General features: G+C 64.1%; 13 protein-coding genes. 6 read left to right on the top strand and 7 right to left on the bottom strand.

Translation table 11 applies throughout. The features are described 5' to 3' along the window. Positions 1-113 precede the first annotated feature (113 nt). On the bottom strand, positions 114-2189 hold the full coding sequence (locus tag RSPPHO_RS01980) for a methyl-accepting chemotaxis protein (protein ID WP_041793745.1): 2076 nt from the start codon (positions 2187-2189) through the stop codon (positions 114-116). 489 nt (positions 2190-2678) lie between these two features. Between RSPPHO_RS01980 and RSPPHO_RS01975 the strand changes: the two genes are divergently transcribed. The 3 genes from RSPPHO_RS01975 to RSPPHO_RS01965 all read left to right on the top strand — a co-directional run bounded on the left by RSPPHO_RS01975 (position 2679) and on the right by RSPPHO_RS01965 (position 5337). Then, positions 2679-4523 carry a phosphoenolpyruvate carboxykinase (GTP) gene (locus tag RSPPHO_RS01975; protein WP_014413613.1) on the top strand — a complete coding sequence of 615 codons (1845 nt, stop codon included), beginning with the start codon at positions 2679-2681 and terminating at the stop codon, positions 4521-4523. Positions 4524-4597: 74 nt separating this feature from the next. Next, a complete protein-coding gene (crcB, locus tag RSPPHO_RS01970; protein ID WP_014413612.1) occupies positions 4598-5011 on the top strand; it encodes a fluoride efflux transporter CrcB in 414 nt (137 codons plus the stop codon). 14 nt (positions 5012-5025) lie between these two features. Next, positions 5026-5337 (top strand): DUF190 domain-containing protein, encoded by a 312-nt coding sequence (locus tag RSPPHO_RS01965; RefSeq protein ID WP_242390554.1) that lies wholly within the window; start codon positions 5026-5028, stop codon positions 5335-5337. Here RSPPHO_RS01965 and RSPPHO_RS01960 read toward each other — a convergent pair. The 3 genes from RSPPHO_RS01960 to RSPPHO_RS01950 all read right to left on the bottom strand — a co-directional run bounded on the left by RSPPHO_RS01960 (position 5318) and on the right by RSPPHO_RS01950 (position 6929). Next, positions 5318-5992 carry a M20/M25/M40 family metallo-hydrolase gene (locus tag RSPPHO_RS01960; RefSeq protein ID WP_051013568.1) on the bottom strand — a complete coding sequence of 225 codons (675 nt, stop codon included), beginning with the start codon at positions 5990-5992 and terminating at the stop codon, positions 5318-5320. The genes RSPPHO_RS01965 and RSPPHO_RS01960 overlap by 20 nt on opposite strands. A 113-nt stretch (positions 5993-6105) precedes the next feature. Next, positions 6106-6522 (bottom strand): cysteine peptidase family C39 domain-containing protein, encoded by a 417-nt coding sequence (locus RSPPHO_RS01955; protein WP_041793743.1) that lies wholly within the window; start codon positions 6520-6522, stop codon positions 6106-6108. Beyond that, positions 6519-6929: a MerR family transcriptional regulator gene (locus tag RSPPHO_RS01950; protein WP_014413610.1), complete on the bottom strand. Its 411-nt coding sequence runs from the start codon at positions 6927-6929 to the stop codon at positions 6519-6521. The genes RSPPHO_RS01955 and RSPPHO_RS01950 overlap by 4 nt, the downstream gene beginning before the upstream one ends. A gap of 480 nt (positions 6930-7409) precedes the next feature. On the opposite strand from RSPPHO_RS01950, the gene RSPPHO_RS01945 reads away from it, so the two are divergent. Both RSPPHO_RS01945 and RSPPHO_RS01940 read left to right on the top strand, forming a co-directional pair. Then, the gene (locus RSPPHO_RS01945) at positions 7410-8678 is read left to right on the top strand and encodes a sensor histidine kinase (protein ID WP_041793741.1); all 1269 of its coding nucleotides are present in this window, start codon (positions 7410-7412) and stop codon (positions 8676-8678) included. After that, positions 8675-9379 carry a response regulator transcription factor gene (locus RSPPHO_RS01940; protein WP_041793739.1) on the top strand — a complete coding sequence of 235 codons (705 nt, stop codon included), beginning with the start codon at positions 8675-8677 and terminating at the stop codon, positions 9377-9379. The genes RSPPHO_RS01945 and RSPPHO_RS01940 overlap by 4 nt, the downstream gene beginning before the upstream one ends. A 100-nt stretch (positions 9380-9479) precedes the next feature. Here the strand turns inward: RSPPHO_RS01940 and petA are convergent, their stop codons facing one another. Beyond that, positions 9480-10037 (bottom strand): ubiquinol-cytochrome c reductase iron-sulfur subunit, encoded by a 558-nt coding sequence (gene petA / locus RSPPHO_RS01935; protein WP_014413607.1) that lies wholly within the window; start codon positions 10035-10037, stop codon positions 9480-9482. Positions 10038-10379: 342 nt separating this feature from the next. On the opposite strand from petA, the gene RSPPHO_RS17395 reads away from it, so the two are divergent. Further along, entirely contained in the window at positions 10380-13760 is a 3381-nt protein-coding gene (locus RSPPHO_RS17395) for a response regulator (protein WP_051013567.1), read from the top strand. Positions 13761-14043: 283 nt separating this feature from the next. Here RSPPHO_RS17395 and RSPPHO_RS21865 read toward each other — a convergent pair whose 3' ends face one another. Continuing rightward, on the bottom strand, positions 14044-14193 hold the full coding sequence (locus tag RSPPHO_RS21865; RefSeq protein ID WP_422610581.1) for a hypothetical protein: 150 nt from the start codon (positions 14191-14193) through the stop codon (positions 14044-14046). Beyond that, positions 14190-16031 carry a ParB/RepB/Spo0J family partition protein gene (locus RSPPHO_RS01925; RefSeq protein ID WP_422610580.1) on the bottom strand — a complete coding sequence of 614 codons (1842 nt, stop codon included), beginning with the start codon at positions 16029-16031 and terminating at the stop codon, positions 14190-14192. The genes RSPPHO_RS21865 and RSPPHO_RS01925 overlap by 4 nt, the downstream gene beginning before the upstream one ends. Positions 16032-16120: the final 89 nt, after the last annotated feature.

Genomic DNA, 16120 nt, shown 5'->3' with positions numbered 1-16120 from the left:
TAATTTTAGGTAGAAAAAACACCGGTGTGTGGGCGGAAAGGGCGAGGAGAGGCATTTCGCCTCTCCTTCTTTTATTGGGGCAGCGAAGAGGTGTTATGGCCCGGGGTGACGTCTCAGGCGTTCGCCCGATGAAGATCGGAGACCAAGGAGTCCACGGTTGTCCTGAGGGCCTCGGATTCCCGCACGATGGTCTCGGACACGCCCCCCAGGCCATCGGCCGCCGCCGTGGTTTGCGAGGCGGCTTGGGAGACCTGCCGGACACTGGCCGACACGTCTCCCACGCCTTGGGCCGCCTCGTGAATGTTGCGGGTAATGTCGCGGGTGGCGCTGCCTTGCTGCGTCATGGCGGCGGCGATGCCGGCGGCGGCCTCGCTGATGGCGCCCACCGTGGCGCGGATCCCCGCGATGGCTTCCACCGCTTTTCCGGTTTCGCCTTGGATGTGGGCGACCTTGGCCTGGATTTCCTCGGTGGCGCGGGCGGTCTGCCCGGCCAGGATTTTGACCTCGCCGGCCACCACGGCGAAGCCCTTGCCGGCATCACCGGCCCGGGCCGCCTCGATGGTGGCGTTCAAAGCCAGCAGGTTGGTTTGGGCGGCCACGGAGGTGATCAGCGACACCACGTCGCCAATCTGGCGCGCGGCGTCGGCGAGCCCGGCGATCACGGCGGTGGTGGCCTCGGTTTCGTGCACAGCGGCGCGTGAGGTGGCGGTGGTTTCGTCCACCCGGCGGGCAATGTCGGTGATCGACGTCATCAACTGCCCCGATGCCGCGGCGACGGTTTGGATGTTCGCGTCCATCTGGGTGGCCGCGTGGGCCGTGGCCTGGGATTGGTCCGTGGTGGCCAAGGCGGTGCAGCGCAAGGTGTCGGCGCTACGGCCGAGGTCATCCACCGCGCGGGCAAACGTTCGGGCGATGTCCCCCATCCGGGAAACAAAGGCGTTGAGACGGGCGTTGGTTTGGGCGTGAAGATGGTCGCGCTTAACTTGTTCTTTTTGTTGTTCTTGCGCAAGGCGATCTGCTTCGCGTGAGGTGTCCTGAAGCACCACCACGGCGCGGGCCATGGCCCCGATTTCGTCGCCCCGCGTGGTCCAGGCGATCGTTTGATCGCGTTCGCCTCCGGCAATCGTGACCAGGACCCGGGTCAGGCCGGTCAGGGGCAAGACGATCCGGCGCTGGAGGACGATCACCGCCGCGGCGAACAAGACGAGCGCGGCTGCGCTCAGGCCGAGGGCTCCGACCATGCCCCGAACGGCCTGTGCATCCAGGAGGGCCATGCGGGCCTCGGCGTCCTCCAGGATTTGATCGCGCAGGGTGATGATCGCGCCCAGCAAGGGCTTGGTGGTCGCGCGGTAGCGTGTGCCGTCGAGGTCATAGGCCCCTCCCTGGGCGGACGCGGCCATCAGGCGGTCGCGAAACGCGGTCATGCCGTCCAGGTAGGTGCGCTTCATGACGGCCACGTTTTCGGTCAGGGAGGCCGACCCGCTGGCGTGCGCGCCCTCTTCAAGCTCCTTGATGATTTGCCCGATTTGTCCTTGCAAGCGCTCCAGCGTCATCACCGTGTCGGGCGCATAGGGCTTTTGCGCCATTACCCCGGACAACAGCAAGCTCGACTGACGGCCGCCGATATCGCGCAGTTCCATCACCTGAGCCACCAGCGCCACCAAGGGAGCCAGTGGCGGGGTGAAGGTGCTCAACTCGGCGCGAACGTCTTGCGCGAGGTCGGTTGTGGTCGAGGCAATCTGGAACATGGCCTCCAGATACCCCCGTTCCGCTGTTCCCGGGCGGCTGGCGCGAGGCTGGGCCATGGCTTGGTCGGCCTGGGCCCGCACCTCCCGCAGCCGCTGGCGTACCGCGTCAAGAGCTTGGGTATAGGTCGGCCGGTCGATCGCCGTCAGGCTGGCCGCCACGGCGGCGAGGCGCTCGTCCGTGCTGGCCCGGACCTTGTCGAGGGCAGCGCGTTGGTCCGGGGAGATTGAAGAATCCGCTCCCAGCGGGATGCCCGTGCTGCCCCGCTCCTGCCCATAAACCTCCATGACCCGGCTGGTCGCGGCATAGACCTGCAAAAGGCGCCCGGACAGATCGGCGGTGCGTCGTTCCGACCATTCCCGGCTCAGGTTGATGGCGTTGCTGATCACAAGGAGAAGGGCGAGCCCGCCCAAGCACAGTCCCAAGACGCTTCTGATGCCCATGGTACCCCCTTCAACCCAGTTGCGGCACATCGCCCTTCGGGTGAGGAAAGTAGCATGGTTGTGGTCTTTTAAAAGACTTATTCCCGTTCGAGGTGTGGCGTTGCGGCGGCGCCCCTCCTTTGGGCTTTCAGGGGGGAGAGGGCAGGCACTCCGGCCTTCCAGCGCGCTCGATAAGCGGTATTCTGGGACCATCTTTCCGAGAAGCGAGAACGAGTCGATAAAGTGAATAGTTTCGACACAAATTCTTCCCCCCCGGCGTTCGGCCCCGTATAGTGAAAAGGCCCCATGAGGAACCGAAGTGACCGCAGCCTCCCGTCCTCCCTTGACTCCGCCCCCGTGGTGGGAGGTCCTCCGATCCGCCCTGTCCGGGATGTCCCGGCGTCGGTTCCCTTTCAACGGTGTGACACGCGCCATGACCGCCGCAACGCCTGTTGCCGGTTTTGCAGGAACCCTTTACGTTCCTGAAAATCATTCCAACCGGAGGACGCCATGAGTATGAGCCCCACCCGCAACCAAAAGCTCCTCGCGTGGGTCGAAGAGGTGACCAAGCTCTGTGAGCCCGATCGGGTCTATTGGTGCGACGGCTCCCAGGAAGAATACGACCGCCTGTGCCAGGAGATGGTCGAGTCCGGTACCTTCATCCGACTGAACCCGGCGAAGCGGGCCAACAGCTATCTCTGCCGATCGGATCCGGCGGACGTGGCGCGTGTCGAGGACCGCACCTTCATCTGTTCGCGAACTAAGGACGAGGCCGGTCCGACCAACAACTGGACCGACCCCGACGCCATGCGCGCCACCCTTAAAACGCTGTATGCCGGCTGCATGAAGGGGCGCACCCTTTACGTCATTCCGTTCTCGATGGGCCCGCTGGGCAGCCCGATCGCCCATATCGGCGTCGAGCTGACCGACAGCCCCTACGTCGCCGTCAACATGCGCATCATGACCCGGATGGGCTCCAAGGTCCTGGATGTGCTGGGCGATGGCGATTTCGTGCCTTGCTTGCACTCGGTGGGCAAGCCGCTGGCGGCGGGCGAAAAGGATGTGGCTTGGCCCTGCAATCCGGCCAACCGCTACATCGTGCACTTCCCCGAAACCCGCGAGATCATGTCCTTTGGCTCGGGCTACGGCGGCAATGCCCTGCTTGGCAAGAAGTGCTTGGCGCTGCGCATCGCCTCGGTGATGGCCCGCGAAGAGGGCTGGCTGGCCGAGCACATGCTGATTTTGGGCGTCAAGAGCCCCGACGGCAAGAAGCGCTACGTGGCTGGCGCCTTCCCCAGCGCCTGCGGCAAGACCAACTTCGCCATGCTGATCCCCCCGGCCGCCTATGAGGGCTGGGAAGTCACTACCATCGGCGACGACATCGCCTGGATCAAGCCGGGCCCCGATGGCACCTTGCGCGCCATCAACCCCGAGGCGGGCTACTTTGGCGTGGCGCCGGGCACCGGCGAGCACACCAACCCCAACGCCATGATCGCTTGCTCCAAGAACACCATCTTCACCAACGTCGCCCTGACCGACGATGGCGACGTGTGGTGGGAAGGCATGACCCGGGATACCCCGGCTCACCTGATCGACTGGAAGGGTCAGGACTGGACCCCCGACTGCGGTCGTCCGGCGGCGCACCCCAATGCCCGCTTCACCGCCCCGGCCAATCAGACCCCCTCCATTGATCCCGATTGGGAAAACCCGGCCGGCGTGCCGATCAGCGCGTTCATCTTCGGCGGGCGCGTGTCCAACAACTTCCCGCTGGTGTTCCAGAGCTTCGACTGGACCCACGGCGTTTACCTTGCCGCCACCATGGGCTCGGAGGCCACCGCCGCCGCCGATGGCCAGAAGGGCATCCGCCGCGATCCCATGGCCATGCTGCCCTTCTGCGGCTACAACATGGCCGACTACTGGACCCATTGGCTCACCATGGGCACCAAGATCGAGGGCGACAAGCTGCCCAAGATCTTCCGGGTGAACTGGTTCCGTCGCGACGAAAACGGCAAGTTCATCTGGCCGGGCTACGGTGACAACATGCGCGCCCTGGAGTGGATCCTGGCCCGCTGCGATAACACCGGCAGCGCCGTGGAAAGCCCGATTGGCTTCGTGCCCGATGTCCAGGATCTGCGCTGGGATGGCCTCGTCGATTTCGACAAGGCGAAGTTCTACCAGATCATGGCCGTCCACAAGGACGTGGCCCGGGTGGAAGCCGAGACCCAGGAGGCCCACTTCGCCCAGTTCGGCGAACACGCCCCCCAGGCCCTGCTCGACCAGCGCACCGCCTTGCTGGCTCGCCTCGACGCCGCCCCCGACGTGTGGTCGCTGCCCACCGCCCAGGCCGCTGAATAAATAACGGCCCGAGGGGTCTGGGGAGGCCTCGCCTCCCCAGACTTCCTTTTTTTGTTTTTGACGGAGCCAAACGCATGACGTTCGCGCTCATCGCCGTGGGCAGCGCCCTGGGCGGCGTGCTGCGCTATTGGATGTCGGGCTGGGTCGCGGCACAAACCGGCCAGACCTTTCCTTGGGGCACCCTGGCGGTCAACATCCTGGGCTCGTTTGTCATCGGCCTGTTCGCCACCCTCACCGCCCCCGAAGGACGCTGGTTGGTCCCCGGCGAGATCCGGCAGTTTTTCATGACCGGGGTCTGCGGCGGCTTCACCACCTTTTCGTCGTTCAGCTTGCAAACCCTGGCCCTGGCCCAGGACGGCCAATGGCTGTGGGCCGGGCTTAATGTTGTGGGATCGGTGGTCTTGTGTCTGCTTGGCGTCTGGCTAGGGCACCTGGGGGCCCAGTTGCTCACGGCGTCTGGCAGCGTGCTGCGAGGGCTCTGGCCATGAGGGAAGACGCAACCTTGCTGCGAATTTTTGTGGGCGAGGCCAAGCGCCACGGCGCCCACCCCTTATACGAAACCCTGGTCCTGGAGGCCCGCGCCTTCGGCCTCGCCGGGGCGACCGTGCTGCGTGGCCCCCTGGGCTATGGCCGCTCCAGCCAATTGCACACCACCAAGATTCTGCGGCTGTCGGATGATTTGCCGATGGTGGTTGAAATCGTGGATGACGAAGAGCGCCTCGATGCGTTTTTGCCGACCGTCAAGGCCTTGATGCAGGGGCAGGGGGGGCTTGTGACTCTTGAGAAAGTGCGGGTCATTCCGATAGAGGCGTGAGAGAAGGGCAGGCTGGGGAGGCGGGCCTCCCAGACCCTCGTTCCGCGGCGAGCTTCCCACCGGGCCCGGTCCGGTGGGAAGCTCGCCGCTGACCGCGACGTCGCAGCCGCCGGCACAGCCGACAAAGAACTCCCCCCACCGCTTCCGTATCGAGGTTGAGCAGAACCCGGCCCCGGAGCCAGCCCGGCGCCAAGGCGCGCGCCCCCCCCATGCCGCATTCCTCGTCGGTGGTCAGGAGGACTTCCAGCGGCGGGTGGACCAGCGTGTCGTCTTCTAGGGCGGCCAGGGCCAAGGCGATCCCGATGCCGTTATCGGCGCCCAGGGTGGTGCCGGGGGCCAGAACCCAGCCTTGATCCACCTGGGGACGGATGGGATCGCGGGTGAAGTCGTGGGAGGATCCGGCCACCGCCTCGCCGACCATGTCGAGGTGGGCCTGAAGGATCACGCCGGGTCGATCCGAGCGCGACGGGCTGGCCGGCTTGGTCAGGAGGAGGTTGCCCGCCTTATCCTCGGCCACGCCAATCCCGCGTGTCCCGGCCCAGGCCTTAACGTGCTGGCGCAGGGCATCTTCGTGGTGGCTGGGGTGGGGGATGGCGCATACCTGAGCAAAGTGGCGCCAGACCGGCTCTGGAGACAGACCCGCAAAGACGTCCATCAAAACATATTCCTTTCTTGAGGCATCGCCCCGGTTCCAAGAGACAGAGGGGCCTGGGGAGGCTGCGCCTCCCCAGGTTTTTTTTGTTGGCGTCCCCGAAATCCCACCCTCATTCACCCGATGGCCCCGAGGGTCTCCAGCAGGAGAATCTCCCCGCCCCACAGGGGCGCGAGATCGTCGTGATCGAGGCTTAAGGGGGGGGCATCGGGTCCGTCTTCACGGATCAACACGGAGTGCGGGGGATCGCCGAGCACGGCGTCCAAAATAGCCGTGGAGCGGTCGCGAAAGACCATCAAGGCGGGTAAGGGCACGCAGCCCAGGGCGTCCCAGCTCAGGCGACACGGGCTAATCCCAAACCCGGCATCCCGCCCGACGGCCGTCACGGTGGCCAAGGGTACCGGCTCGCCGCGCAGGCCATGGCGCGTTCCCACCACGCGGGGATCAATGGGGCGTCCTTGTTCGTTGGCCAAAACGGCAAGGCGCCCCAAGAAGCACGGATCAACCTCAAAGAGGGGAGGGGCGGCGGTCATGGAGGGGGGACCTGCTCGCCCTCGGTCTGGCTGTGCAGAAGCTGGCTGCATTGACTTTCCACCGCATCAAGCTCTTCGAGGGTGATGCGGATGTCATCCATTTGCTGGCGCAGGGCGGCTCGGGAACGCTGGCAGCTTTCGATCAGCCGGCGCAACTGGGCTTCGCCCGTGGGTTCCGCATCGTAGAGATCAATGATTTCCTGGATTTCGCGCAAGGTGAACCCCAGGCGCTTGCCGCGCAGGATCAGCTTGAGACGAACCCGGTCGCGCGCAGAGTAGATCCGGCGCAAGCCCTCGCGGGCCGGGGCGATCAGGCCTTTGTCCTCGTAAAAGCGGATCGCGCGCGGTGTTACCGAAAACTCGCGAGCCAGATCGGCGATGCTATAGGCGTCCTGGGGTTTGTCCATGGGTTCTGTTTACGTTAAGGTCAACAAAAGGCATCCCCTTATGTCAGACTGCCGCGTCCTTGTGCAAGGGGCCCGCCTAAAAAAAGCGTCGCGTGGCCACTTTTACCCTGGGGCTGTCTGAAGGCGGCTTCTGGGGGGGAGGTCGAAGCAGCCGAAGCTGCTTTGGCAACCAAAACAGATGAACTGTCAGAATAAATCAGAAAAATCCTCGCAAGAAGCCATGCTCTACGCAGAGGGGATAAAAGTGAGTGGTGCATTTGTACATCCCCAGCGGATCCAGTAGTGTGTCCGTGGGCGGCGGGAAGCGCTCACGGAAGTGAGGATCATGTTGAGGGGCGATAGCATAATTCGGGTCGTTGTGTCTCTTGGTTGTTGCTTTTTCTTGTCTGTTGTGCCGAGTCCTTCCAGCGGTTCCAAAGCCTGGAGTGCGTCGGAGGGAGGGGGGCTCTCCCCTCTCGTGCAAGAGGGGGGGGCATCGTCGTGCCCGGCCTCTTGTGGGGTCTCCTGGGCTTGAGCCTCTTGGGGTTAGTTCTGCTGGCTGGCCGACTGGGCGACACCCGGGCCGGGTGGTTCGTCGTGGCTGTGGTTGGCGGGCTGTGTCTGGGGGGGGATCCGGCGTCGCAGGGCGCTGACGTGGCCTTCATTGGGGCGGCCGTGGGCGGCTCTGGCGCTTTGGCTGCCACGGGTTTCCTGGGACGTGCAGGCGGCTCGTCCGGGCGCTGGCTGGTGGCGGGGACCCTTGCTTTGGTGGGATTGGCAGGGGGGGGCGTCGTGCTGGTCGCCCCGGCGCTTCCCCCGTCTTTGGGGGAGGGCTCCCTTTTTGTGGCCCTGGTCGTTCTGTCTCTCGGTCTTTGCCTTGGGTCGTCCGGGAGGGGAGTCCCTCGGCTCACGCGATGGTTGACCCTGGGAGGGTATCTCGGGCTTTTGGGGATGGGGGCGAGTGCCGTGCTTGGGGCGCTGGACCCGCAGAGCCGAGGGCCTTGGGCGGACTGGGGGCTGGGGGCCGCCTTGATGGGGTGTGTTTTTTTTGTCCTGCGCTGCCTAGCCGAGGATCGTATCAGGATATCAGCTCAAGAGAGTTTCTTTCATGAGGTTCGAGCACCGCTTGCCATTTTGCGCAGCACCATTGATCTTTTGGAACTGCATTTGATCGCGCGGGAGCTTCCCCGACCCCTGGGGCGACTACATCGGGCTGTCAACCGGTTGGCGGATCTTCTTGAACCGGACTCTATTTTTTGGGGTGGGCGAGCGCGTGTCACTCCCCTGGTTCTGAGGCAGGTGGTGGAAGAGGCCGTAACCCTGGCTCGCCTTGTCAGTCCCGAGCGTGTTGTTGTGGTGGAGGATCAGAGCGACGATGCGCTGATCGCCGGGGAGCGGCCTGCCATGGTGACCGCATTTGTCAATATTATCGAAAATGCCTTGAAATACTCCGCGGCGCAATCCGTGGTCCAGGTCGTTCTTGAGCGTACTTCGGATCGGCGAAGTGTTATGGTGCAGGTTGTCGATCACGGCATGGGGATTGCGCCTGACGCCGTGTCTCGGGTGTTCCAACCGACGTATCGCGCGCCCGGGACGCAGGCCATTCCCGGAACCGGCATGGGGCTGTTTCTGGCCCGGGAAATGATCGAGCACCACGCCGGGACCATCGATCTGCAAAGTCAACCGGCGCAGGGCACGCGGGTGCTGGTTTGCTTGCCACTCCTGGAGGCCAGACCCATGGGGCAACCAGAAGGAATGCAGGAGTCATGATTAAAATCCTGATGGTCGAGGATGACGCGGACGTACGCGACAGTGTCGTGGAGTACCTGCGCCTTCACGGCCTGGAGGCCGAGGGTGTGGGGACTGCCCGGGATTTTCTCGAGTGTCTTGATCATCATCCTTACGATATCGCCATTATCGACATCGGTTTGCCGGACCAGGATGGCTTCTTGCTGACCGAGACCTTGCGGGCCCACCCCCGCCTGGGCGTCATCCACCTCAGTGGGCGATCCTCGACCGAGGACCGAATCCGGGGGTTTTCCAGCGGGGCCGATCTTTATTTCGTCAAGCCGGTGGACGGGCGCGAACTGATGGCAGCCGTTCGGACCTTGGCCCGACGTCTGGGTGTTCTCGACGAGGACGGTGAGCCCGGGGATGGCAGTCCCCCTTGGGTTTTCGACCTGACCCGTTGGATTTTGGTCCCCCCTCAAGGGGAGGCCATCTCCCTGACCTCGACGGAAGTCCGCTTCTTGGAGGTCTTGTTGAGCGCTCCGGGCAAAACCGTCTCGCGAACGATGCTGTTGGCGGCCATGCGCTACCAAAACACCGATGCGGGCAATCGCAGTTTGGAAGCCCTGATCCGCCGCTTGCGTCGCAAAGTCGAGGAGGCCACCAGTACCCGCTCCGCCATCAAGACCGTCCACCGTCAGGGCTACTTGTTTTCCGCGCCCGTTATTATCGAGCGGTCGTAGCCTGCCTGCGCCGGTCGCGTCCCAATGGCCTTAAAGGGGGCTGGGGAGGTCTTTGCCTCCCCAGCCGGTTCGTTGGGCGTCAGCCCGCAGAGATCTCGTGTCAGCCGATACGAATTCGGGCATCGTCCAAGAAGGCATAGGGCGGGATGGCAAGGTTGAGCGGGGCCGGTCCCTTGCGGGCGCGGCCGGCCGTGTCGTAGTGGGAGCCGTGGCAGGGACAGAACCACCCGTCAAACTCTCCGCGGGGATCCCCGGCCTTTTGACCCAACGGAATACATCCCAAATGAGTGCAGATTCCCACCGCCACCAGCCATGCGGGCTGCTGGACGCGCTCGGCATCGCTTTGCGGGTCGCGCAAGGTGGTCGGATCCACGGCCTGGGCCGCCGCGATTTCGGCCTCGGTGCGATGACGAATGAACACCGGCTTGCCCTGCCAAGTCACGGTAATGGCTTGGCCCACTGCAATGCCGGTCAGATCCACTTCGGTGGTGGACAGGGCCAAGACGTCGGCGGCCGGATTCATGGAATCGATGAGTGGCCATGCGGCCAGGGCGGCTCCCAGGGTTCCCAGGGTTGCCGAGCCGTAGACCAGGACATCGCGGCGGGAAAAAAGATCTTCCATCACCGTTGTTGCGGATTTGCTTAGGGGGGCGGGCATGGCAAACGTCCTTATTTTGGTTCGTTATTTCCATGACCATGAAGGTTGGTTGGTTTCAACCTGCGCTAGTGCCTGATTTTGCCTGTTGCCGAGGCTCTCTATTCTTTTTTGGATCCGAGAGAGCTTGTATCCCCTTATATAGGAACTTTTACGGGGGCTGGAAAGAGCAAAAGAAGATGGAAATAGTCGGGCTTTTGTGGCCCCCGTCTGAAAGACGCGTGTCCTTCTCGCGGAGGGTGGGCCTTTGGCGAGGGGGGGCTTCTTTTGAAGAATTGAAAAGATGGTGCGCCCACGGCAAATGGGGGATACTGGGAGGGATGGTCTCATCCCCGGAGCGTCGGCATGCGCGACCCCAGCCCCCGTGATCCCGGCCCCACGTCGAGAAGTGCCTCAGAGGGGATTTCCTCCTGGCATGTTTCGACCCTGGTGATCATTTACGCGCTGGGCCTGGTGGTGCTGGGCGGACTCTATCTCGGTTTCAACGCCCTGATCCAGGAGTTGAGTGAGCGAACCGAGAACGAACGGCGTCGCGCGGTGATCAGTGAAATGATCATCAGCGATATCTCGCGCCTGGAATCCCTTACCTATCGTTTGGTGGCCACCCCCACGGGGCGCGAGCGCCAGGATGTGTTGAACGGGATCCATGACACCTTGGCCCATCTCGACGAGGAACTGGCGGTTCTCCAAAACGGTGGCACCGTGGTGCGTGTGACCCTGTTGGCCATGGAAAACAACGAGGTGATGGAGCGGCGCATTACCTATCAGTCCGATGACCGCCCCCGCTACCACCTGCCGGAAATTGCCGACATCCGCCCCGGGCTTGATTCCGTGGAGCGGCTGGTCAACGCGGTGGCGGCCTTACTCTCGGATCGCGAGCGTCTTGACGAGGCCGGGACGATACCCGAAGCGCTCAATCGGCGCATTACCGAAACCCTCTGGCGGGCGCCTCCCCTGTTTTCCAGCCTGACCGAGGCGGCCAATCGCTTGTTTCATCAAAGCCAGCGCGAGCTGGGGACGCTGGAGGCCGACATCAATGATCGTGAGCGGCAATACGTGACGTTACATCTGGGACTCTCGGCCGCCACCATGCTGTTCGTCGTGGTTTCGGGGATGTGGATCTTGCGCTCGGTTCGGCGGGCTAATCGGCGACTTAAGGATCTGACCCGCGATCTGGAGTTCCAGATTTTCGCCCTGGACCAGCACGCGATTGTCACCGCCACCGACACCGAGGGGACCATTACGTATGCCAACGATGCCTTTTGTACGATCTCGGGCTATCCCCGCGAGGCCATCCTTGGCAAGACCCACCGCATGGTCAAATCGGGGGAACACGAACTAGGTTTTTTCCGGGGGCTGTGGGAGACCATCAGCAGCGGTAAGGTCTGGCACGGCGAGATCAAGAACGCCACCCGAGGGGGGGGCTATTACTGGTCGGCGGCGACCATCGTCCCTTTCTTGGATGAAACAGGAAAGCCTTTTCGCTATGTCGCCATTCGCACCGACATCACGGCGCGCAAGCGCATGGAAGAAAAACATCGGGAAACGGCCCGCTTTCTGCGCGGTCTCACCGATGCGATGGGCGATGGGGTGTACTCCCTGGATGGCGTGGGGCGGGTGACGTTTGTCAACCCCGAGGCCGAGCGCTTGCTGGGCTGGCCGCGGGAGGCCTTGATGGGGCGGGTCATTCATGACGTGGCCCATGCTCCCCATGACGGGCAAGGGGGAGGCAGCCTGCTTGACTGTCCGCCCCATCGTGCCGTCACCGCCGGGGCGATCTATCGCTCAGAGTCCGAGAGCTTCCGTCGGCGCGATGGCACGACGTTTCCCGTTGCTATCGTGTCAGTGCCGCTGACCCTTGATGACCGCATCGTGGGGTCGGTGACAGTGTTTCAGGACATTACGGAGCGCAAGCAAGCCGAGCAGGCCCTGCGCGAAGCCCGCGATGCCGCTGAGGCGGCGAACGATGTCAAAAGCCGTTTTCTGGCCAACATGAGCCATGAGATCCGCACTCCTATGAATGCGGTGATTGGCCTCAGCCATCTCGCCTTGCAAACCGACTTGTCCCCAAGGCAACGCGACTATCTGGAAAAGATTCACACGTCGGCCGGCAATCTGTTGGGCCTTCTTAACGATATTCTCGACCTCTCCAAGATCGAGACGGGCAAGATGGCCCTTGAGGCCACCCGCTTCAGTCTGTTTGAGGTGATCGAGAATGCAGCCACGGTCATCATGCCGCGGCTCAGGGAAAAAGATCTGGTATTTGATTTGGAACTTGATCCTGATTTGCCGGATATTCTCATCGGAGATCCTTTGAGGCTTGGCCAAATCCTCATTAATTTGTTGAGTAATGCCGTCAAATTCACCGACAAGGGCCGGATCGGACTGCTGGTCAACCGTTCTGGCGGCAAAGAGATGATACGCTCTGGCGGCCAGGAGGAGACCCTCGACATCTGCTTTAGCGTCTCGGATACCGGCATCGGCATGACCCCCAAGCACATGGGGCGTCTTTTCCAGTCCTTCACCCAGGCTGATGGGTCAATCACCCGGCGTTTCGGCGGCACCGGCCTGGGGCTCGCCATTTCGCGCCAGTTGGCCCACCTGATGGAGGGGGACATCGAGGTTAGCAGCGAGCTAGGCGCTGGGAGTACCTTCTGCCTCTCGGCCCGCTTTCGCCCAGCTCCCTTTAAAGAGATTCCCAAGGACGATCTGTCTTCTGTGCGGGCTCTGGTCGCTGACGACAACGCCGCTGCCCGTGCTGTTTTGGTTTTGGCCCTCTCACGCCTGGGGATAACGGTCGAGGCCGTGGACAAGGGGCAGGCGGTGTTGGAGCGTGTTGCCCGGGCCCAGGCGGGGACTGCCCCGCCCCTGGATCTTCTGGTCCTTGACTGGCGCATGCCCGATCTTGATGGCGACGAGGTCTGTGCCCGCCTGGATACCGCAGAGGGGCCGCCCTTGCCCCTGATTGTCGTGACCGCCTACGGTGGCCTGCCGGCCAAACGCCGGTTTGCGCGCGATAGGGGGGAAGTGCTGGAAAAGCCCGTTCTTGGGGCCCGGCTCAAGGGGGCCGTCCTGCGGGCCTTGGGGCGGGCCAGCCCCGAGCCCGACACTGGCGAGGGAGCGCGGGTGGCTGGAGCCCGCGTTTTGGTTGTTGAAGATAACTCTATCAATCAACAGGTAGCCCGCGAGTTGCTGGAGCGCGTCGGAATCACGGTCAGCAGTGCCGCCAATGGGCAGGAGGCCCTGGCTTGTCTCGAGCGCGAGGTCTTCGATCTGGTGCTCATGGATGTTCAGATGCCCGGGATGGATGGCTTGGAAGCCACCCGGCGCCTCAGGACCGATCTCAAGCTCACCACCTTGCCCGTCATCGCCATGACCGCCCACGCCATGGCCGATGACCGCCAGCGCAGCCTGGAAGCCGGGATGAACGATCACCTGACCAAGCCGCTTGACCCCGAGCGGCTGTTGAGCGTGCTGGATCAGTGGTTGGGGGGGCTGGACAGGCTGGCGCAGCGGACCGTGCCGCCCATGGGGGCGGCAACGGTCTTTGCGCTGCCCGAGGCGTTGAGCCGAGTCCTGGATGTCCCGGCGGCGCTGCGTGCGGTCAACGGCAACTCCGAGCTTTTGATGCGGAGGCTGCCGACTGATAACGCGGACCATCCTGCGGCAGGGCGAGAAAAGCGCGGGCCTCGTCGCGGGCCGATGCGGGATCAAGGCCCCGGTTGAGGGCGAGCAGATCGAGCAGGTCGCCGTGTTGAGCGGTGGCGGAATCGGTCCATTTGCCGGCGCGATCGCCGGTCAGACGGACATAAAGGCTGCGGCCCGGATGGTTGAAGACGTCGCCGACACACCACCATGCCCCCTGACGACGGCCCCGGGACAGATAAACACGGCATACCGCCTCGGCCCGTTCGGCGAGACGGCGGGCCAGATCAGACACCGACATGACGCACCTCCCCGCTGACAGAACAGAAGCCCGGCACGCTGGCCGGGCTTCCGCAAAGGAGGATCAGGCGGCGACCTGGGCCAAATCGCCAGGGAGACTCTCCGGCTCGGGGCCGGGCTCCGGAGCCCGCAGAATTTCCGGCAACCAGCCGGTGCCGACCAGCAGGCGCTCGGCCTCGCGGGCCATGTCCGGCTTCCGGAGATGATCAATCAACTGGGCGGTCTCCGCGCCCTTGGCCTCGCGCACCGCGTCAAGGATCCGGGCTTTGGTGACCCGGACGAGATAGGTGTCGACGGTAGGCACCCAGCCCACCGCCGCCATGTCGAGTTCCACCGCCCGGGCGAGACGGTCGGCATGGTCGAGGGACGACCACGCCGGGTCAACGGCTCGCGCACCGCGTTGACGGTCAGCGCGGCGCAATGAGCGAACAACGCCCCCTGGCTGTCACCGTCGAACCCGGTCAGCGTGTCCCACAGATCGGCGAGATCGGCCGGCAACTGCCCGAGCCAATTCTGGTGGCGGGCGTCGATCGCCTTGGCCGAGGCGGTATCGGCCAGACCGGGCGACTGGACGGTGAAGGCGGCACTGTGGCCGGTGATTTCGAGTGAGGAATCGGCGCCGCTGCGATAGAAGGCCTGCAGGAACAGCATATGCAGAACCGCCTGGAAAGCGACATCCGGGGCACGGCCGAGGGCGTCGCGCAACGCCAGGGTCCGATGCGCAGTCAGTTCGGTGATCAGACGATCCGGCAGCGGCTTGAGGCCGTCTTCTTCCTCGGACGGATCGGCGGTCACGCTCGTAGCGCCGACCGCCAAAGGAATCGTACCGGCCTGGACCGAAACGCTTCCCTCGGCATCGGGCACGGGCTCGGCCACCGGCTCGTCCTCGGGCCGGACATAGCCGCGATCGACCCGCGAATTGCCGTCGCCGTCGATGCTGACGAACACCCCGGCCCGAACGATCTCGGCCGGATCGAACGACAGCGGCCAGTTCTCGAACGCCGCCAGGGCGGTGCCGATCTCACTCAAGCGCAGATCGACCTCGTCGGGCACCTCGTCGGCCCCGGCATAGGTTTCGACCAGACGGCTGTATTCCGCCTGAAGGGAATCAAGATCGGCCTGTTCCGCCTCGGTCAGGGGGAGCGGATCGCCATTGAGGGGACGCAGCTTGTTGGCATGGCCGTAGGGGAATTCCGGGGCAACCTCGATCCATTTCCACCCTTCCGCCCGCACCCTTTCGGCTTCGGCGGCGAGTTTCTCCACCACCAGCCGGTCGAGCAGGGCCGGGTCCTGCAGCCAGCCGCCATCGTCGTTCTGGAACAGATCGTGCTGCACCACCCCACCGGCGGCCTCGTAGGCCTCGATGCCGACGAACCGGGCCCGCTTGTCGGCGGCCCGCACCGCCCCCTCGGTCAGCAGCTTGCGGATATAATAGGGCTCGCGGTTATAGGTGCGGACCAGACTGTCCCACACCTGCTCCTGGCGGGCGTGGTCGGTGGTGACGGAAAACACCATCACTTGGTCGAGGGTGATCTGATCCTCGGCATAGAGGTCGAGCAGCTTGGGCGACACCGCGACCAGCCGCAGACGCTGCTTCACCACCACCAGGGTGATGAAGAAGCGGGCGGCAATGTCCTCGTCGCCGAGGCCGGCCTCGCGCAGGGTCTGGAAGGCGCGAAACTGGTCGAGCGGATGGAGCGGGGCGCGCTGGACGTTCTCGGCCAGGGAATCCTCCGCCGCCAGACCGTCGGTGCGGATGACGCAGGGCACCAGGGCGGTGCGGGCCAGCCGCTTCTTCTTCACCAGCAGTTCGAGGGCGCGGTAGCAGCGGCCGCCGACCGGCACATCATAGAGGCCGGTCTCGGTGCCGTCGCCGTCAAGGATCGGCCGGACGGTCAGGCTCTGCAGCAGGGTGCGGCGGGCGATGTCTTCCGCCAACTGCTCGATCGAAACGCCTGCCTTGATCCGGCGGACGTTGGCCTGGGACAGCACCAGCTTGTTGAAGGGAATGTCCCGGGACGTGCTGAGGGTGATTCTCGCAAGGTTTGCCATGTCGGGTCTCCGCGACGGGCCGGCCGGGAGACTCTCTCGGCCTTCCGAACCCGTCACGAATCCCCTGCCCTCCTTTTCCTCTCCCTGGG

It is taken from the genome of Pararhodospirillum photometricum DSM 122 (genome assembly GCF_000284415.1).
Taxonomy (GTDB): Bacteria; Pseudomonadota; Alphaproteobacteria; order Rhodospirillales; family Rhodospirillaceae; genus Pararhodospirillum; species Pararhodospirillum photometricum.
This window is presented reverse-complemented; position numbering and strand designations above follow the sequence as displayed.

What these genes read in the sequence shown, in the direction of transcription:
- RSPPHO_RS01980 (WP_041793745.1), bottom strand. Translation starts at nt 2,189, where the DNA reads ATGGGCATCAGAAGCGTCTTGGGACTGTGCTTGGGCGGGCTCGCCCTT.
- RSPPHO_RS01975 (WP_014413613.1), top strand. Translation starts at nt 2,679, where the DNA reads ATGAGTATGAGCCCCACCCGCAACCAAAAGCTCCTCGCGTGGGTCGAA.
- crcB (WP_014413612.1), top strand. Translation starts at nt 4,598, where the DNA reads ATGACGTTCGCGCTCATCGCCGTGGGCAGCGCCCTGGGCGGCGTGCTG.
- RSPPHO_RS01960 (WP_051013568.1), bottom strand. Translation starts at nt 5,992, where the DNA reads ATGGACGTCTTTGCGGGTCTGTCTCCAGAGCCGGTCTGGCGCCACTTT.
- RSPPHO_RS01955 (WP_041793743.1), bottom strand. Translation starts at nt 6,522, where the DNA reads ATGACCGCCGCCCCTCCCCTCTTTGAGGTTGATCCGTGCTTCTTGGGG.
- RSPPHO_RS01950 (WP_014413610.1), bottom strand. Translation starts at nt 6,929, where the DNA reads ATGGACAAACCCCAGGACGCCTATAGCATCGCCGATCTGGCTCGCGAG.
- RSPPHO_RS01940 (WP_041793739.1), top strand. Translation starts at nt 8,675, where the DNA reads ATGATTAAAATCCTGATGGTCGAGGATGACGCGGACGTACGCGACAGT.
- petA (WP_014413607.1), bottom strand. Translation starts at nt 10,037, where the DNA reads ATGCCCGCCCCCCTAAGCAAATCCGCAACAACGGTGATGGAAGATCTT.
- RSPPHO_RS17395 (WP_051013567.1), top strand. Translation starts at nt 10,380, where the DNA reads ATGCGCGACCCCAGCCCCCGTGATCCCGGCCCCACGTCGAGAAGTGCC.
- RSPPHO_RS01925 (WP_422610580.1), bottom strand. Translation starts at nt 16,031, where the DNA reads ATGGCAAACCTTGCGAGAATCACCCTCAGCACGTCCCGGGACATTCCC.